This is a genomic window from Sphingobium sp. GW456-12-10-14-TSB1 (assembly GCF_059424385.1).
Genome location: NZ_JBWKZI010000003.1, coordinates 102,055 through 117,825, shown reverse-complemented (window position 1 = coordinate 117,825; position 15,771 = coordinate 102,055). Strand labels below are relative to the sequence as shown.

Sequence of the window (15,771 nt, the reverse complement as noted above, 5' to 3'; positions counted from 1 at the left end):
ATGTCGACCATCCCCGCTTCTACCCTGCATGGGGACGGCAGCCCGGAACGGCTGGCGATCGACACGATCCGCACCTTGTCGATGGATGCGGTCCACGCCGCGAAATCGGGTCATATCGGCACGCCGATGGCCCTGGCACCGGTCGGCTATACGCTCTGGTCGCAATTCCTGCGCACCGATCCCGACGCGCCGGATTGGCCCAACCGCGACCGCTTCGTCCTGTCGGTCGGCCATGCGTCGATGCTGCTTTACTCCCTGCTGCATCTCGCCGCAGTCAAGGAGATCGACAAGGACGGCAGGCTGACCGGCAAACCGGCGGTGAGCCTGCAGGACATCAAGGATTTCCGCCAGATCGGCTCGAAGACGCCGGGTCACCCCGAATATCGCCACACCACGGGCGTCGAGACGACTACTGGACCGCTCGGCCAGGGCTGCGGCAATTCGGTCGGCATGGCGATTGCCGAGCGCTGGCTCGCGGCGCGCTACAATCGCGACGGTTTCCCGATCTTCGACCATGACGTCTACTGCCTCGCCGGCGACGGCTGCATGATGGAAGGCGTCGCGAGCGAGGCGGCGAGCCTGGCCGGCCACCTGAAGCTCTCCAACCTCTGCTGGATCTACGATTCGAACCATGTGACGATCGAGGGCGGCACTGAACTCGCCTTCGACGAGGATGTCGGCCAGCGCTTCGACGCTTATGGTTGGCACGTCATCCATGTGGACGACGCCAACGATACCAAGGCGGTCGCCGCGGCGATCGAAAGCTTCAAGGCGACCACCGACAGGCCGACGATGATCGTGGTCCATTCGATTATCGGCTATGGCAGCTCGATCGCCGGAACCGCCAAGGCGCATGGCGAGGCGATGACCGGCGATGACATACGCGGCACCAAGAAAGCCTATGGCTGGCCCGAGGATTCGTCCTTCCTCGTTCCCGACGGCGTGCCCGAGCATTTCGGAGGCGCCATTGCCGGGCGCGGCAAGCCGCTGCGTGCCGAATGGCTGGCGATGCGCGAACGCTATGCGCAGGCCGAACCCGCCCTGGCCAAGGAGCTCGAGGCGATCTTTGCCGACCGGCTTCCCGACGGCTGGGATGCCGCCATCCCGACCTTCCCCGCCGACGAAAAAGGCATCGCGACCCGCGATGCCGGCGGCAAGGTGCTCAACGCGATCGCGCCCAACCTGCCCTGGCTGGTCGGCGGCTCGGCCGATCTTGCCCCCTCGACAAAGACCCTGATCGAAGGCGCGGGATCGTTCCAGGCGAGCAGCTATGCCGGCCGCAATCTCCACTTCGGCGTGCGCGAACATGCGATGGGTTCGGTGGTCAACGGCTTGGCCCTGTCGCACCTGCGTCCCTATTCGGCGACCTTTTTCATCTTCCTCGATTATATGCGCCCGCCGGTCCGCCTGGCGGCGCTGATGGAGCTGGGCGTCACCTTCATCTTCACCCACGATTCGATCGGCGTCGGCGAGGACGGGCCGACCCACCAGCCGATCGAGCAGCTGACCATGCTGCGCGCCACACCCGGCCTCGACATGATCCGACCATGCGACGCCAACGAGGTCGCCTGGGCTTGGCGTGCGGCGCTGAGCAAAAACAACCGCCCGACCGCCCTGGTCTTCTCGCGCCAGGCGATCCCGACGCTCGACCGCGGCAAATATGCCGGCGCCGAAGGGCTGCTGAAGGGCGCCTATGTCCTCGCCGGCGACGACAAGCCCGAAATCATCCTGATCGGCACCGGCAGCGAAGTCGGCCTGGTGGTGTCGGCATATGAGAGACTGACCGAAGCCGGCGTCAAGGCACGCGTCGTATCGATGCCGAGCTGGTATCTCTTCGAACTGCAGGATCAGGCCTATAGGGACCGCGTCCTGACCCCCGGCGTCGAGGCGCGTCTCGCAGTCGAAATGGGCGGCGAGATCGGCTGGGACCGCTATATCGGCGCGAAGGGAAAAACCATCACCATGTCGACCTTCGGCGCCTCGGCCCCTGCCGCGAAACTGCAGGATAAATTCGGTTTCACCGTCGACAATCTCGTCAAGGTCGCTCGCGAACTGATCGGAAAGGCCTGCCCCATGACGAGTCTGTTGAAGCAGCTCCAGGAATCGGGGCAGGCACCCTGGCTCGATTTCGTCGATCGCTCCTTCCTCAAGGAAGGCGGCCTCCGGAAGCTTGTCGAGGAGGACGGCCTGACCGGCGTCACCTCGAACCCGTCGATCTTCGAGAAGGCGATGGGCCAGGGCACCGCCTATGACGATCAGTACAAGGCGTTCGTCACCGCCAATCCGGGCGCATCGGTGGTCGAAACCTACGAAGCGCTGGCGATCAAGGACATCCAGGATGCCTGCGACACGCTGCGTCCGGTGTTCGACCGGCTGGACGGCAAGGACGGCTATGTCAGCCTCGAGGTCTCGCCCTATCTCGCCAACGATACCGACAAGACGATCGCCGAGGCGCGGCGGCTCTCGAAGATGGTCGATCGCCCGAACCTGATGATCAAGGTGCCGGGCACCAGGGCCGGCGTCCCGGCGATCCGCCAGCTGATCGAGGACGGGATCAGCATCAACGTCACCTTGTTGTTTGCGCGTGAGGCCTACATCGCCGTGGCGATGGCCTTCGTCGAAGGGCTCGAGGCGCGGCTCACCAAGGGCGAGACGATCGATCGCATCGCCAGCGTCGCCAGCTTCTTCGTCAGCCGCATCGACAGCGCGATCGACAAGAAGATCGACGAGCGTGTCGCCGCCGGCGACAAGGATGCCGACGCGCTCAAGGCGGTGCGCGGCAAGGTCGCTATCGCCAACGCCAAGCTCGCTTACCAATGGTATCTCGACTTCGTGAAGTCGGACCGGTGGAAGAAGCTGGCCGCCGAAGGCGCGATGCCGCAGCGGCTGCTTTGGGCATCGACGGGCACGAAGGATCCGTCCTTTCCCGACACGCTCTATATCGACGCGCTGATCGGCCCCGATACGGTCAACACCATTCCGCCCAAGACGATGGACGCGTTCCGGGATCACGGCACGCTCAAGCAGACGCTGACCGCGGACGTGCCGGGGGCTGAACATGTCCTGGCCGAGACCGACCGGCTCGGGCTCGATCTGTCCGGCGTCACCGCCAAGCTGGTCGAAGATGGCGTCAAACTGTTCGCCGACGCGGCCGACACGCTGCTCGGCGCGATCGAGGCGAAGAAAGCCAAAGCGGAGGCCTAAGCGCATGAACCATTTCCACGCCGACCTGCCCGAGCCGCTGCGCCACGCGGTCGATGCCAGGCTCAAGACGGCGGCGGCGGAGAAATGGGGTACGCGGCTGTGGGCCGCCGACGCGTCACTCTGGACCAACGGCGACGAAGCCAAATGGGTCGGCTGGCTCGCTGCCGGTGAAGGCAAGCAGGTCGATTTCGCCCAGCTGAAGGCGATCGCCGACAAGGCGCGCGGGCATAAGGATGTCGTCCTGCTCGGCATGGGCGGATCGAGCCTTGGCCCCGAAGTGCTGAGCGAGATCATCGGCCCGGCGCCCGGTTTTCCGACCGTCCACGCGCTCGATTCGACCGATCCGGGCCAGATCGGCAGCGTCGCCGCAAAGATCGATCCGAAGGAAGCCCTGTTCCTCGTCGCCTCCAAGTCCGGATCGACGATGGAGCCCGAACTGCTGCGGGCTTATTTCTGGGAATTGTCCGGCAAGGATGGCGACCGCTTCGTCGCGGTGACCGATCCGGGATCGAAGCTCGAAAAGCTGGCCAAGGATCATGGCTATCACGCCATCTTCCTCGGCGATCCGGCGATTGGCGGGCGCTATTCGGTCCTGTCCGTGTTCGGCATGGTGCCGGCAGCGATGATGGGGATCGACGTCGAAGCCTTTTTCGCCGCGACCCAGCCTCTGGTCGAGGCGTGCAAGGGCGACACCGCCAATCCCGGCCTGATCCTCGGCGCGATCATGGGCGAGGCGGCGATATCGGGCCGCGACAAACTCACCATCCTGACCAGCCCCGGCCTCGAGCCGATCGGCGCCTGGCTGGAACAGCTCATCGCCGAATCCACCGGCAAGCACGGCAAGGGAATCGTTCCCGTCGATCTGGAGCCGTCCGCGCCGGCCGAGGATTATGGTACGGACCGCCTGTTCGCCTTGCTGACGCTCGATGGCGACGATGCGTCCGACGTCATCGAGCAGGCCCATTTCCTGGTCGCCGCGGGCCAGCCGGTGATACGCATCACGCTGCCGTCAAAGGAGCATATCGGCCAGGAATTCTTCCGCTGGGAAGTGGCGACGGCGTTTGCCGGCGCGGTGATCGGGATCGATCCGTTCGACCAGCCCGATGTTGAGGATGCCAAGATCGCGACGCGCGAGCTGATCGACAAATATGAGGAATCGGGTGCGCTCGCCCCCGAATCCCCGTTCTTCCAGGATGCGGTGATGGCCTTTTCCGCACCGGGCGATCACACTTTCGCTGCGACCAACCCGGTCGAGATATTGCGCGATCATTTCGCCAGCGCCGAGCCCGGCGACTATGTCGGCTTCCTCGTCTATCTCGAGCGTAACGCCGAACATGAAGCCGCCGTGGCACGGATGCGCGAAAAGGTGGTCGAGGCGAAAGGCGTCGCGACCGTCGCCGGCTTCGGCCCCCGTTTCCTCCATTCGACCGGCCAGGCCTACAAAGGCGGTCCGAAGAGCGGCGTGTTCGTCGAGATCACGCGGACGCCGAACCCGGACGTACCGGTGCCCGGACGCAAGGCAAGCTTCGGCACGGTCCAGCTCGCGCAGGCGCGTGGCGATCTCGACGTGCTCGCCGCGCGCGGGCAGCGCACCTTGCGCATTCATCTCAACACAGGGGATCTCAATACCCTCGAAACATTGGTGGCGCGTTCGCTACAGAATTGAAGGGGATCAGCATAAATGCGTATCGCGATGATCGGACTGGGGCGCATGGGCGGCAATATCGTCCGTCGCCTGTTGCGCGGCGGACATGAAGCGGTCGTCTTCGATCGCAACCAGCATCTGATCGACGATCTGGTCAAGGAAGGCGCGGTCGGCGCGACCGGGCTCGACGATCTGCGCGGCAAGCTCGCCGAGCGCGCCATCTTCTGGGTGATGCTCCCGGCGGGTCCTCCGACCGAGGATACGATCACCGCCCTGCTCGAAAAGTCCCTGCCCGGCGACATCATCATCGACGGCGGCAACAGCTTCTACAAGGACGATATCCGCCGCGCGAAGCTCTGCGTGGCGAAGCAAGTCGCCTATGTCGACATCGGCACGTCGGGCGGCGTCTGGGGACTCGAACGCGGCTATTGCATGATGATCGGCGGCGAGACGGAGGTGGTCGACTACCTCGATCCGATCTTCAAGACGATGGCACCGGGCCGAGGGACGATCCCCCCCACGCCCAATCGGATGGAGCAGGAAGGCGAGGATGCGCGCGCCGAGCTCGGCTACATCCATGCCGGCCCGCCTGGCGCCGGCCACTTCGTCAAGATGGTCCACAACGGCATCGAATATGGTTTGATGCAGGCCTATGCCGAGGGCTTCGACATCCTGAAGTCGAAGAAATCCGACAAGCTTCCTGAGGATGAGCGCTTCGATCTCAACCTCACCGACATTGCCGAGGTGTGGCGCCGCGGATCGGTCATCTCCTCCTGGCTGCTCGACCTGACCGCGTCGGCGCTCGCCAAGGATCAGATGCTCGCCCAGTTTACCGGCACCGTGGCGGATTCGGGCGAAGGCCATTGGGCGATTGAGGCGGCGATGGAGGAAGCGGTGCCCGCCTACGTCCTCTCGGCCGCCTTGTTCGCGCGCTATCGCAGCCGCGTCGAACATACGTTCGGCGACCAGGTGCTGTCGGCGATGCGCTTCGGCTTCGGCGGCCATACCGAAATGCCGCAGTAGGCTCCCATGAAGAAGGCCCCACCCGCCACTCTGGTCATTTTCGGCGCGACCGGGGACCTGACCCGCCGCCTGCTGGTCCCCGCCGTCACCAATCTGTGCACCGACGGATTGCTGGGAAAGGACTTCACCATCCTCGGCATCGGCCGCAGCGATGGCGATGACGAGATGTTGCGCGCCAGCCTCGATAAGTTCGCGACCGAGGGCGATTGCTGGCGTGATCTGCGCAAGCGCATCGCCTACCTCCAGGGCGATTTCACCGCAGACCGGGTGTTCGACGATGTCGCCAAGGCGTTGGGCGACCGAAGCGCGGTCTTCTACCTCGCCACGCCAGCGCAATTCTTCGGCGCCATCGTCGAAAAGCTTGCCGCCAAAGGCCTGATGGCGGAAGCGGGCAGTCGGTTCCGCCGCGTCGCGATCGAAAAGCCGTTCGGCCACGACCTCGCCTCGGCCAAGGCGCTTGACGCCCGAATCCTCGCCTTGCTCCCGGAAAGCCAGATCTACCGGCTCGACCACTTCCTGGGAAAGGAAACTGTCCAGAACATCCTGGTCGCGCGCTTCGCCAACCAATGGTTCGAAGCGGTGTGGAACAATCGCTATATCGATCATGTCCAGATCACCGCCGCCGAGACGGTCGAGGTCGGATCGCGCGGATCTTTCTACGATGCAACCGGCGCGCTCCGCGACATGGTCCCCAACCATCTGTTCCAGCTGCTGGCGATGATCGCGATGGAGCCGCCCAACAGCTTCGATGCCGACGCGATCCGCGACGAAAAGGCCAAGGTGTTGCGCGCGATCCGCAAGCCCACCGCAGTCTGCGCAGTGCGCGGCCAATATGGCAAGGGCCGTGTCGGTAGCCGCAACGTGCCGGCCTATCGTAAGGTCCCGGATGTCGCTACCGACAGCAGGACCGAGACCTATGTCGCACTGAAGCTGGAAGTCGACACCTGGCGCTGGGCCGGCGTGCCCTTCTACCTGCGCACCGGCAAGGCGCTGGCAGCGCGCGATACGGAGATCGTCGTCACGTTCAAGGCAGTGCCCTACGCTTTATTCCGCGATTGTCCGATCGACCGCCTGCCAGCCAATCGCCTGATCTTCCAGCTGCAGCCGGACGAAAGCATCGTCTTAGACATGCTGGTCAAGAAACCGGGTCCAGTGATCAAGACCGCAGGGACAACGCTCGATTTCACTTATGCCGACCACTTCAAGCTGTCGGGCCGGACGGGCTACGAAACCTTGCTCTATGACATGATGACCGGCGACCAGACATTGTTCCAGCGCGCTGAGCAGATCGAGGCGGGCTGGGCCGCGGTCCAGCCGATCCTCGATGACTGGGTCAAGGACAAGGGCAGGCTTGAATCCTATGCACCAGGCAGCGCCGGCCCGGCCGGCGCAGATGCCCTACTCGAACGCGATGGCCGCTTCTGGCACAGGATCGGCCAATGATGCTGGGCCTCGTCATCTCCGACATCGACGGACTTTGGTTCGCAAGGACAAGAGCCTGGCGTCGGCGACGATTGCCCGGTCGCGGACCTACTATCTGGACGTCACCAACCCCTATGCCAACAAGCGAGCTGGCGTCGATGCCCTGGCGCGGGCGCTCGGCCACATGCCCAATGACCTGCCCTTTGCTCGTGCGCACCGGCCTATCGATCGCCATGGGCAAGGCGCCTGAGGAGATCCGTAGCGCAGCGCACTACATTTCAACCAGCGACGACAAAGATGGCATCGCCGATGCCATCGACGCATTTCTGCTGCCGCTTGTGGGAGGATCATCATGAAGCGACTGGCCGCTTTCGACCTCGATGGAACGCTCGCGCTCAGCAAGCAGCCGCTCGACGATGAAATGGCGGATCTGCTTACCCGCCTGCTCGACGTGACGATGGTAGCGATCATCTCCGGAGGCGACTGGCCGCAATTCGAGAAACAGGTGGTGTCGCGCATGCCCGCCCGTGCGCGGCTCGACAATTTTATCATCCAGCCGACCACGGGCACCAAGCTATATCGTCACGCCGACGGCCAATGGACGCGTATCTATGCCGATCTGTTCACCGGCGACGAAAGCCAGCGCATCCGCGAAGCACTGACCAAGGCGGTCGAGCAGGCGGGCTATGCAAACGAGAACATCTGGGGCGAGCAGATCGAGGATCGCGGCAGCCAGATCACATTCTCCGCGCTCGGTCAGCAGGCGCCGCTCGAGGCCAAGGACACGTGGGATCCCGATCACGCCAAGCGCAAGAAATTGCAGGCCCTGCTCCAGCCGTTGCTGCCAGGCTTTGCCATCAATATCGGCGGGGCGACATCGATCGACATCACCCGCGAAGGGATAGACAAGGCCTATGGCCTTAAGCGCCTTTCCGAGCAGACCGGCGTCGCACTCGACGAGATGATCTTCTTCGGTGACGCGATCTTCCCGGGCGGAAATGATTATCCGGCCAAGCATCTCGGGCTGGATACCGTGCGAGTCCGCGACGTTGCCGAAACCAAGTCGGTGGTTGGCGCGATCGCTGCCTGGCTGGTCTAGAAGCGCTACCGCCGATCCTTAACCAGTCCCGCTTTCGCACCCATACGACCCAGCTTCGCAGCGGTCCCACATTGTAGAGCCGACGGATCGCTTCAATGGTGCTGGAGCTGCTTGACCTCACTACGCCTGGGCGCGTTCGAGGAAACTCAGCTCGACATGTCCGCCATCGTTCGGCAGCTCGCCGCGCATTTCTTGCAGGTGGCCGAGCAACGCGCGATCCGCTGGTCCGCGCTATGGCGTCCGCATTCCTCGGCGCAGCGCTCGCAAGCGTCGGCGCAGGCGCGGCAGACGATGCGGTGCAGGGCAGATTCCCGCAGCATCGAGTTGGCAGTCGCCTGGCACAGTTCCGCACAGTCGTTCAGCATGGCGATCAGCGACGCCGTAGCTGACGCGCCGCCTTGCTTCGTCAGCCAAGCGGCGGTTTCCAGGCACATGCGGTGCGAAGCCACGCAATCGTCGATGCAGTCCGTCATCGACATCGCCATCCCTTCCATTCGATGCTGCTGCGCCGCCGCCGGCGCAGCCAGCGTTCCGGCGGCGGCAAGGCCGGCGCCCGCCATCAGCAATTCGCGTCTCTCGATCATGATGCGCCTTCCATCTGCTATCGCTTGAGCGCTGTGCCGCATCCGGCGGCCTCAGCCGTAGCCGGCGACCCATCCGACGCCGCACGCGCCTTCTCCCGCGCCATCCGGGTTTCCTCCCAAGGCCAGTGGCCGTTGATCTCGACCCCAAGCGAGATGCTCAGGAAGGTCCGCACCAGCACAAGCCCGGCCAGCACGATGAGATCGTCGAGCGTCGGGTTGATCACCAGCGACTTGACGATGTCGCCGGCGACCAGAAATTCCAAACCGAGCAGGATGCTGCGGCCGAGCGCCGAGCGGAACGCGCTATAGGCCTCGGTTCGGTCGCCCGCCCTCGCCCGCCGCGCAAACAGAAAGGTTGCGAGCCCCGCGCCGACCAGGATGGTCAGCGTGCCCGCCAGTTCCAGGCCGATCACCGCAAGCCGGAAGAAGGCGCTCAGCCAGTCGGCCTCAATGGTGATCATACCAGCCTCGCTTGCGGATATTGTTGAAGCTGTCGGTGGCGTGACAGGCATAGCATTGGTCGACGCGCGCTTTCGATCCGGCTGCGCGCTGCGAGACCATGCTGAAATGCTCCATGAAGTGACTGGGCGGCGCCTTGTGGCACTCGGCGCACTGCGTCGAATTGACCGATGGATGGCGGTAATTGGCGATCTTCCAGCTGTCGGTCTTGTGACAGCTCGCGCAGTCGGTGCCGAACAGGCCCTGGTGCGGATCGCGGAACGCATGGCAGCTCGCGCAATTGAGCGCGGTCTCGGGGGTCAGGCTTCGAGTGTTTGTCGACATGCCCGCCGAAGGCTGCCGCCACTTTGCCATGTCGAGCAAGGCGGCGTGATCCATGCGGATGATGCCGCGCTCTCCCTCATGTTCGACGTGGCAGGAGGTGCACTGCGTCGCTTTCGCGTGGAACTGCGTCGACTGCTTCGTCCCGAAATCCGTGCCCGCATGGCAGGTGAGACAGGTCCGGGTTTCGACGCCCTTGCCCGGCGTGTGGCAGGCCGTGCATTGGCCGGCGAAGGACTGGTGGGCGCTCGAGAGCGGGCCGGGCGCTACGAGCTGCGCCACCAGGCCGGCATCCCTCGGCGCGTCCGATCGCATCCGGATCGCGACCGCGGCGACCATCACCAGCAGGGCTGCGATGAAGACGGCATAGGAAAGACGCTGCCAGCTCATAGCCAGCGCAGCCCGTAATAGATCGCCGCGCCGACGTGGAGCGCGAGCAGCGCGAAGATGAGACAGCCCAGCAGGATGTGCAGGAACCGCCATCGCGCGAACAGGGTGTTGGTCGCCTCTTCGGCGCGGATCGCGAATTCGGTATCGGCCAGCGCCGCGGCGATCCCCGCCCTGTTCTGGGGGTGCTGGCCCGCGGGCGCATCCCCGGCGACGAACAGATAGCGCCTCCAGCCCGACAGCGGCGCGGCTGCGGTATCGGCCTGCGCCGGCGCCGCCGGCTCCTCAAGGAAGGCGGCGCGAAGCGAGGCCAGTTCCGACCTGCGTCCGCGCAGCGCCCGACCAAGCTGGGCAAGCAGGTAGCGGCCGATGAAGCCGGTGATGACCGTCATCAGCAGGAGGACGGTCAGAAGCAGTCCGACCGGGCTTTCGAGCTTGTGCGCGGCGTGGACCAGACCCAGGATCGGCGCCAGCACGCCGGCATAGATGTGGATGGCGAGCAGGGTAGGCTTGCTGACGAGCCGGGAGAGCACTTTGTCGACCCAGGCGATGTGCTTGGCCGCGACATAGGGAAGCGTCAGCAGCATCAGCACGAGCGCTGCGATCCCGATGATCCCGCCAGCGAGGCTGCCCGGAAAGCGCGGTGACACATGCACGAGGTAGCCGAACGGGAACAGCAGCAGGAATGCGACCAGCAGGCCGACGGCGATGTCGCTGCGTTCGCGCATCAGGCTTCGACCACGAGCGGCGTGCCCGTGCCCTTCGCCTGGCACGCGAGCACATAGCCCTGCGCCTTGTCGGCGGGCGCGAGGCCGGACTCGACCTCCATCGTTACCTCGCCCTGCAGCAGCTTGACCACGCAGGCGCCGCATGTGCCCGCACGGCAGGCATAGGAGATCTCGACGCCCGCGCCCTCGGCCGCCTCGAGCACGGTCTCGTCCGCGGGCAAGGCCGCCGACACCCCCGACACGGAGAAGGTCACCGTGCTCGGCGCCACCTCGGCGCTCGGGGCCGGCTTATCCGCTGGCGCGGGCGCGGGTTTGACCTCGAGATCCTCGTGGTCGGCCGGCAGCGAGGCCGGACCGAACGCCTCGGTGTGCAGCTGCGCTTCGGGGACGCCAAGTTCCGCCAGCACGCCGCGCATCGCGCCCATCATCGCCGGCGGGCCGCACATATGGATCCGCCGGCTCGCGATCTCCGGCACCGCGGCCAGGATCATCTCGCGGGTGATCGGCCCTTCGGGGCCCATCCAGACGGTGCCGGGCGCGCGCTGCATCGCGGCGACGACATGGAGGTTGGGAAAACGGCGTTCGAGCCGCTCGAGCTCGTCGCGGAACACGAATTCCTCGGTCGACCGTGCGCCGTAGAAGAAGAAGATATCACCCTTCCACGCGGTGTCGGTGAGATAGCGCAGCACCGACATCATCGGGGTGATGCCGACCCCGCCCGCGATCAGCACGATGCTCTGGGCATCCGTTCCCGTGAAGGTGAAGGCGCCGAACGGTCCGCTGACCTTCAGCAGATCGTCGGCGACGACCTTGTCGTGCAGGTATCGCGAGACCACGCCCTGCTCCTCGCGCTTGACCGTCAGTTCGACATAGGCCCGCTGGGTCGGCGAAGAGGCGATCGTGTAGGAACGGCGCGCGGTCTTGCCCGCTTCGGGCTCTACCTCGACCTGCAGGAACTGGCCCGGCAGGAAGTCGAACGGCAGCCGGTCGGCGGTCGGGTCCGCGAGCCGGAAGGTCAGCACGCTCGGCGTCTCTCGCACGATCTGGACCACGCGCAGCTGCCCCGCCCAGCTTTTGGGCTTGCGCAGCGACGCCCCAGCGGGTGCGGCCGCATTGCTCGGCGCGAGCCCGGCGCTGTCGGCAACGGGTGCAGGCGCGGGCGCAACCCTGGTAGCGGGAGGGGCAGCCTTCGGCTCCGGCTTTGCTGGAACCTTGGCGGTGGCGACACCGCCGGCGATCGCCCCGATCCGCCGCAGGCGGAAGATCTGCAGCGCGATAAGCGTGGCGCTCACCAGCCCCAGGAAGAGCATGAGAAGGAGGTGTGAGGGCGAGATGCCGAACCAGTGGTCGGCATGGCCGGGCGCGGCCTGGTCGATGTCGAGCTGATCGCGCAGCCAGGCAAGGCCGACCTCCCGGGGCGGCTGCAAGCCCCCGATCGCGCCCTGCGCGGCGGTGCCGGACCGGAACAGGTCGGTTCCATCGCGCAGGCGGCGCGCCGCATCGAGCCGGGCCGAGACCGTGGTTGCACGCGCGCCGTCGGCCGAGGCGGCGTTGATCATCGCCAGACCGGTGCTTACCCGTTCGCCGGCCTGCGCAGCGACCCGCTGCCTTGCCGCTTCGTCGAGCGCGGGAAAGGCGAGCAGCTGCGAGATGAAGCCGGTCCGGCGCGATTCGTGGCCGTGCTCATTCTCCCCTTCCCCATTGATCATGCGATCCATCATGGGGTTCATCATCTTCGCCATGTCCGACGACCCCGGCTCTGCCGGTGCGGACATGCCCCCGCCGGCCGGCATGCCTGCGCCATGATGCGCGGCATGATCCCCGCCCTCCTGCGCGCCCGCGCTCGCGCTCGCGGACAGGCTGAGAGCGATTGCGCAGCCGAGGCTCAAGCGTCGAAGGCTGATCCGCCTGGACATCCTCATCCCCTTCGTGTGCGAGCCTACATATCCTTCATCGGCATCGCCGCATTGCCCGGCGCGGGATCGGGTGCCGGCGCGGTCTGGTTGCCGGCCCCGGCGCGCATCGCGTCATGGTCCATCGCCTGACGGTGATGCCGCTCCATCTCGGCCTGGTTGCTCATCGCGTCCATCGGCGCCGCGTCTGCAGCGTTGCCGCTGTCGGTCAGGACCGGGGTGGCGGCGACGCTGTTCGCCGCGGGCGGCACCGTCTGGTCGGCCTGGCGGTCGCAGCCCGAAAGCGCGAGCGCCAGCAACAGGCTTCCGCCGACAAGCGGAAGGGCTTTTTTCGCATGGTCGATCATAGCTTGCTCCTTGGCTTGAAAACTGTGTCCGGGCGCCAGGGATGGCGCCCGGACCCGATCATTGCGCGTTGCGCAGGATCTGAAGGCACCGGTCGTGCGAGAGGTTCATCGGGTTGCGCCCCTGCCCCTTCATCTCGCCATGATCATGCGGCGTCTGGAGACCCATATTGCCCTCCATCGCCCGGCAACTCTCGACCTGCGCCGAGGTCGGCCGCGTGGTCACACAGGCGCCCAGAAGCAGCGCCGGCGTGAGGACGGCGATCAAACGCATTTTCGTCATGACAAAACCCCTTTCGCTAGTGATGATCGTTCGTCCTGCGCTGCCTGAAGTTTCTTGTTATGCTGCTGGTCTTTCCGCCGCGCCGTCAGGAAGGCGAGGATCGGGCAATCGGAGACGGGTACTTCACCCGGGCATTCATCGGCGAGCATCCGCAGCATGTCGCGGATATCGGACAGGCGCTCGAGCCGGGCTTCGGCATCCGCGATCTTGGCGAGCGTGATATCGAGCACGGCCTGGGCATGCGCGGTGTCCGACGCCCTGAGCGCCAGCAACTTCCGGGCCTGTTCGAGTGTGAAACCAAGCTCCTGCGCCGAGCGGATGAAATTGACGCGCTCGAGGTCGGTCGCGTCGTAGAGCCTGTAGCCCGCTGCCGTGCGCGCGGGCTCGCGCAGCAAGCCCATCCGCTCATAATAGCGGATCGTATCGCGGCCCACGCCTGCCGCGGCGGCCAGTTCGCCGATCTTGAAATTGCCCATGTCATCCGCTCGATCATGCCGGTAGGACCATGGTCCAGGGTCAAGCGGTTTCGCCTCGATCCCGAACGGTCCGTTGCCGCCGGCAACCCGCTGCCCCGATGCCTCGCATCAGGGCAGCGTGTGCCGCCGGGCCACCGGCTCGTCAGTTCTTGCGAAGCTCGACGATGTCGTGCTTGGCAGGCGTGCCGTCGGCGACGGACACGTGCGCGAAGTGATCATCGAAGATATGATCGATCGTCACATGGCCGATGAGCTGGCGGTGATAAGTCGGCGCCACGCCTTTGGACGGACCCGGATGGGTCACAACGCGATAGACCTCGAGCTTCTGGCCGACCTCGGCGCCATCGGCCTTGCCGATGCAGACGACCGTGCCGTTGCTGCCCGTGTCAACGATCGAGCCGCGCATGAAGAAGGTATGTCCGATACCCTGAGCGAATGAAGGGACCGCTGCGAGCATCGAGATGCCGGCGAGCGCAACCATGATGGAGTTCTTGATCATCTTGGACTCCTCTGAGAAGTGTTGAACACTGCCGCTCGATCTCTCGAGGGGAAGACTTTGTTTCTTCGCCTTCAGGAGTATGGTCCCTGGTCCAAGCTCGGTATACGTATTGTTCGCAGCGACTGTCGGTTTGAGTAGATCCCCCGGGACCGTCGTTGATTTGTCCGTACCTCGCCAAACGGATGGCACCTGCCGCCTCCTCGGTGGGCGTCGTCCAGCATTGGTTGCAACTGATCTGTCCGGGTGCGCCCACTTGGTTCCGGGCACCTTTTGCAGATGTGGTGGGTTACGCCGTTTCCCCCCAACCGTGAGGGCTCCGCCTTCACGGTGCGTATTACCTAGGGGCAACAAAGGAGACGGTGATGAAAAGATCAGGAATGGCGTTCGCTCCCCTCTTACTGCTGGCCGCCGGCCCGGTCCTCGCCCAGGAGGCCATGCACGGCATGGATCATGGCAAGATGGGCCACTCCGACACGGGCATGATGAAACCGACACCCGCCAATCCATACCCGCGTGCCGAAATGGAGATGCATCGTAAGATGATGTCGGCCGTTGGCACCGATGCGACCGAGACCTGGGCCCGCAAGATGATCGAGCATCACCGCGGCGCGATCGCCATGTCACAGATCGTGCTCCGCCAGGCACCCGATGCGAAGACCCGGCAAATGGCTCAAAAATCGATTGCCGAGCAGAACAAGAGCATCGGTGAACTCCAGGCGATGCTCCGGTCTATGGGCAAGCGTCCTCAGTAATAAGCCTCGTTCGTCCCGCCCCCGCCGAGGGAGCGGGAGGTTCGACCAAGGAGTTTTTCGATGAAGATAGCTTTGCGATCCGCGCTGACTGCCGCAGCCTTGTTGGTTCCGGTTGCCGTCAGCGCGGCCACCCCGATCGTCATGCACCGCGACCCCGGCTGCGGCTGTTGTGCCAAGTGGGCGGCGCAGGTGCAGCGGCAGCTCGGGCGCCAGGTGCGCGTCGTCGATGATTCCAACCGCTCGGCGCTGCAAAAGCGCGCAGGGGTTCCCGCGGACGTCTCGTCCTGCCACACCGCAATCGCCGATGGCATGGCTTTTGAGGGCCACGTGCCGATCGCCGACATGAAGCGGGTTCTCGCGACCCGGCCCAAGGGCGTACGGGGCCTCGCAGTCGGCGGCATGCCGCTTGGTTCGCCGGGAATGGAAGTGCCGGGCGCCAAGGCGCAGGCCTATGACGTGGTCGCCTTCGGCCCCAACGGGCGCCGCCTGTTCGCCCGCCACGGCAGCTGATCGGCGGTTTTTTTACGGCGGGAGACAAGACGCGGTCGCCCAGCCAGCGTAGCTCCTCCGTCCAGTTCGTCTAGAAGAGTAGACGAAAAGTCTCACAGGAAAGCGAATACGCGGGTGAGGGC

At 65.1% G+C, this 15,771-nt stretch carries 18 protein-coding genes and 1 pseudogene; 10 read left to right on the top strand and 9 right to left on the bottom strand.

Translation table 11 applies throughout. From position 1 onward, the window contains the following. The 8 genes and pseudogenes from tkt to AC07X9_RS22980 all read left to right on the top strand — a co-directional run. A pseudogene (gene tkt / locus AC07X9_RS23015) lies at window positions 1-2,061 on the top strand (transketolase); the annotation flags it as partial. A 12-nt stretch (window positions 2,062-2,073) separates the two neighbouring features. Next, window positions 2,074-3,204 (top strand): transaldolase, encoded by a 1,131-nt coding sequence (gene tal, locus AC07X9_RS23010; protein ID WP_176342091.1) that lies wholly within the window; start codon window positions 2,074-2,076, stop codon window positions 3,202-3,204. 4 nt (window positions 3,205-3,208) lie between these two features. Continuing rightward, complete coding sequence (locus tag AC07X9_RS23005; protein ID WP_021243096.1) at window positions 3,209-4,870, top strand: phosphoglucose isomerase-related protein; 1,662 nt, start codon at window positions 3,209-3,211, stop codon at window positions 4,868-4,870. 15 nt (window positions 4,871-4,885) lie between these two features. After that, window positions 4,886-5,872 carry a phosphogluconate dehydrogenase (NAD(+)-dependent, decarboxylating) gene (gene gnd, locus AC07X9_RS23000; RefSeq protein WP_021243095.1) on the top strand — a complete coding sequence of 329 codons (987 nt, stop codon included), beginning with the start codon at window positions 4,886-4,888 and terminating at the stop codon, window positions 5,870-5,872. A 6-nt stretch (window positions 5,873-5,878) separates the two neighbouring features. After that, complete coding sequence (gene zwf / locus AC07X9_RS22995; RefSeq protein WP_021243094.1) at window positions 5,879-7,315, top strand: glucose-6-phosphate dehydrogenase; 1,437 nt, start codon at window positions 5,879-5,881, stop codon at window positions 7,313-7,315. Between the two features lie 34 nt (window positions 7,316-7,349). Beyond that, window positions 7,350-7,544, top strand: coding sequence for a hypothetical protein (locus tag AC07X9_RS22990; protein ID WP_021243093.1), 195 nt, complete (start codon window positions 7,350-7,352; stop codon window positions 7,542-7,544). Beyond that, window positions 7,453-7,650: an HAD hydrolase family protein gene (locus AC07X9_RS22985; protein ID WP_376784566.1), complete on the top strand. Its 198-nt coding sequence runs from the start codon at window positions 7,453-7,455 to the stop codon at window positions 7,648-7,650. Before AC07X9_RS22990 ends, AC07X9_RS22985 begins: the two co-directional genes overlap by 92 nt. Continuing rightward, entirely contained in the window at window positions 7,647-8,393 is a 747-nt protein-coding gene (locus AC07X9_RS22980) for an HAD-IIB family hydrolase (RefSeq protein ID WP_009824013.1), read from the top strand. The genes AC07X9_RS22985 and AC07X9_RS22980 overlap by 4 nt, the downstream gene beginning before the upstream one ends. A gap of 146 nt (window positions 8,394-8,539) precedes the next feature. Here AC07X9_RS22980 and AC07X9_RS22975 read toward each other — a convergent pair whose 3' ends face one another. The 9 genes from AC07X9_RS22975 to AC07X9_RS22935 form a co-directional block, all read right to left on the bottom strand. Next, complete coding sequence (locus AC07X9_RS22975) at window positions 8,540-8,980, bottom strand: four-helix bundle copper-binding protein (protein ID WP_025549148.1); 441 nt, start codon at window positions 8,978-8,980, stop codon at window positions 8,540-8,542. Between the two features lie 14 nt (window positions 8,981-8,994). After that, window positions 8,995-9,438: a DUF1622 domain-containing protein gene (locus AC07X9_RS22970; protein ID WP_004212663.1), complete on the bottom strand. Its 444-nt coding sequence runs from the start codon at window positions 9,436-9,438 to the stop codon at window positions 8,995-8,997. Further along, entirely contained in the window at window positions 9,425-10,147 is a 723-nt protein-coding gene (locus AC07X9_RS22965; RefSeq protein ID WP_025549149.1) for a hypothetical protein, read from the bottom strand. The genes AC07X9_RS22970 and AC07X9_RS22965 overlap by 14 nt, the downstream gene beginning before the upstream one ends. Then, window positions 10,144-10,872: a hypothetical protein gene (locus AC07X9_RS22960; RefSeq protein ID WP_009824015.1), complete on the bottom strand. Its 729-nt coding sequence runs from the start codon at window positions 10,870-10,872 to the stop codon at window positions 10,144-10,146. Before AC07X9_RS22960 ends, AC07X9_RS22965 begins: the two co-directional genes overlap by 4 nt. Further along, window positions 10,872-12,788: a 2Fe-2S iron-sulfur cluster-binding protein gene (locus AC07X9_RS22955; RefSeq protein ID WP_086485372.1), complete on the bottom strand. Its 1,917-nt coding sequence runs from the start codon at window positions 12,786-12,788 to the stop codon at window positions 10,872-10,874. Before AC07X9_RS22955 ends, AC07X9_RS22960 begins: the two co-directional genes overlap by 1 nt. A 23-nt stretch (window positions 12,789-12,811) precedes the next feature. Then, window positions 12,812-13,132, bottom strand: coding sequence for a hypothetical protein (locus tag AC07X9_RS22950; RefSeq protein WP_007406382.1), 321 nt, complete (start codon window positions 13,130-13,132; stop codon window positions 12,812-12,814). Window positions 13,133-13,190: 58 nt separating this feature from the next. After that, window positions 13,191-13,412: a hypothetical protein gene (locus tag AC07X9_RS22945; RefSeq protein WP_062345065.1), complete on the bottom strand. Its 222-nt coding sequence runs from the start codon at window positions 13,410-13,412 to the stop codon at window positions 13,191-13,193. After that, entirely contained in the window at window positions 13,409-13,888 is a 480-nt protein-coding gene (locus AC07X9_RS22940) for a heavy metal-responsive transcriptional regulator (protein WP_062345064.1), read from the bottom strand. The genes AC07X9_RS22945 and AC07X9_RS22940 overlap by 4 nt, the downstream gene beginning before the upstream one ends. A 142-nt stretch (window positions 13,889-14,030) precedes the next feature. Further along, window positions 14,031-14,387 (bottom strand): hypothetical protein, encoded by a 357-nt coding sequence (locus tag AC07X9_RS22935; protein ID WP_170172205.1) that lies wholly within the window; start codon window positions 14,385-14,387, stop codon window positions 14,031-14,033. 377 nt (window positions 14,388-14,764) lie between these two features. On the opposite strand from AC07X9_RS22935, the gene AC07X9_RS22930 reads away from it, so the two are divergent. Further along, window positions 14,765-15,139, top strand: a complete 375-nt coding sequence (locus tag AC07X9_RS22930) for a DUF305 domain-containing protein (RefSeq protein WP_062342520.1) — start codon at window positions 14,765-14,767, stop codon at window positions 15,137-15,139. Window positions 15,140-15,199: 60 nt separating this feature from the next. Next, window positions 15,200-15,649, top strand: a complete 450-nt coding sequence (locus tag AC07X9_RS22925) for a DUF411 domain-containing protein (RefSeq protein WP_062342522.1) — start codon at window positions 15,200-15,202, stop codon at window positions 15,647-15,649. Window positions 15,650-15,771 lie beyond the last annotated feature (122 nt).

Excerpts from the sequence above, each read along its gene's own strand:
- tal (WP_176342091.1), top strand. The coding sequence starts at position 2,074 with ATGACGAGTCTGTTGAAGCAGCTCCAGGAATCGGGGCAGGCACCCTGG.
- AC07X9_RS23005 (WP_021243096.1), top strand. The coding sequence starts at position 3,209 with ATGAACCATTTCCACGCCGACCTGCCCGAGCCGCTGCGCCACGCGGTC.
- gnd (WP_021243095.1), top strand. The coding sequence starts at position 4,886 with ATGCGTATCGCGATGATCGGACTGGGGCGCATGGGCGGCAATATCGTC.
- zwf (WP_021243094.1), top strand. The coding sequence starts at position 5,879 with ATGAAGAAGGCCCCACCCGCCACTCTGGTCATTTTCGGCGCGACCGGG.
- AC07X9_RS22985 (WP_376784566.1), top strand. The coding sequence starts at position 7,453 with ATGCCCTGGCGCGGGCGCTCGGCCACATGCCCAATGACCTGCCCTTTG.
- AC07X9_RS22980 (WP_009824013.1), top strand. The coding sequence starts at position 7,647 with ATGAAGCGACTGGCCGCTTTCGACCTCGATGGAACGCTCGCGCTCAGC.
- AC07X9_RS22970 (WP_004212663.1), bottom strand. The coding sequence starts at position 9,438 with ATGATCACCATTGAGGCCGACTGGCTGAGCGCCTTCTTCCGGCTTGCG.
- AC07X9_RS22965 (WP_025549149.1), bottom strand. The coding sequence starts at position 10,147 with ATGAGCTGGCAGCGTCTTTCCTATGCCGTCTTCATCGCAGCCCTGCTG.
- AC07X9_RS22960 (WP_009824015.1), bottom strand. The coding sequence starts at position 10,872 with ATGCGCGAACGCAGCGACATCGCCGTCGGCCTGCTGGTCGCATTCCTG.
- AC07X9_RS22955 (WP_086485372.1), bottom strand. The coding sequence starts at position 12,788 with ATGTCCAGGCGGATCAGCCTTCGACGCTTGAGCCTCGGCTGCGCAATC.
- AC07X9_RS22950 (WP_007406382.1), bottom strand. The coding sequence starts at position 13,132 with ATGATCGACCATGCGAAAAAAGCCCTTCCGCTTGTCGGCGGAAGCCTG.
- AC07X9_RS22945 (WP_062345065.1), bottom strand. The coding sequence starts at position 13,412 with ATGACGAAAATGCGTTTGATCGCCGTCCTCACGCCGGCGCTGCTTCTG.
- AC07X9_RS22940 (WP_062345064.1), bottom strand. The coding sequence starts at position 13,888 with ATGGGCAATTTCAAGATCGGCGAACTGGCCGCCGCGGCAGGCGTGGGC.
- AC07X9_RS22935 (WP_170172205.1), bottom strand. The coding sequence starts at position 14,387 with ATGATCAAGAACTCCATCATGGTTGCGCTCGCCGGCATCTCGATGCTC.
- AC07X9_RS22930 (WP_062342520.1), top strand. The coding sequence starts at position 14,765 with ATGGCGTTCGCTCCCCTCTTACTGCTGGCCGCCGGCCCGGTCCTCGCC.
- AC07X9_RS22925 (WP_062342522.1), top strand. The coding sequence starts at position 15,200 with ATGAAGATAGCTTTGCGATCCGCGCTGACTGCCGCAGCCTTGTTGGTT.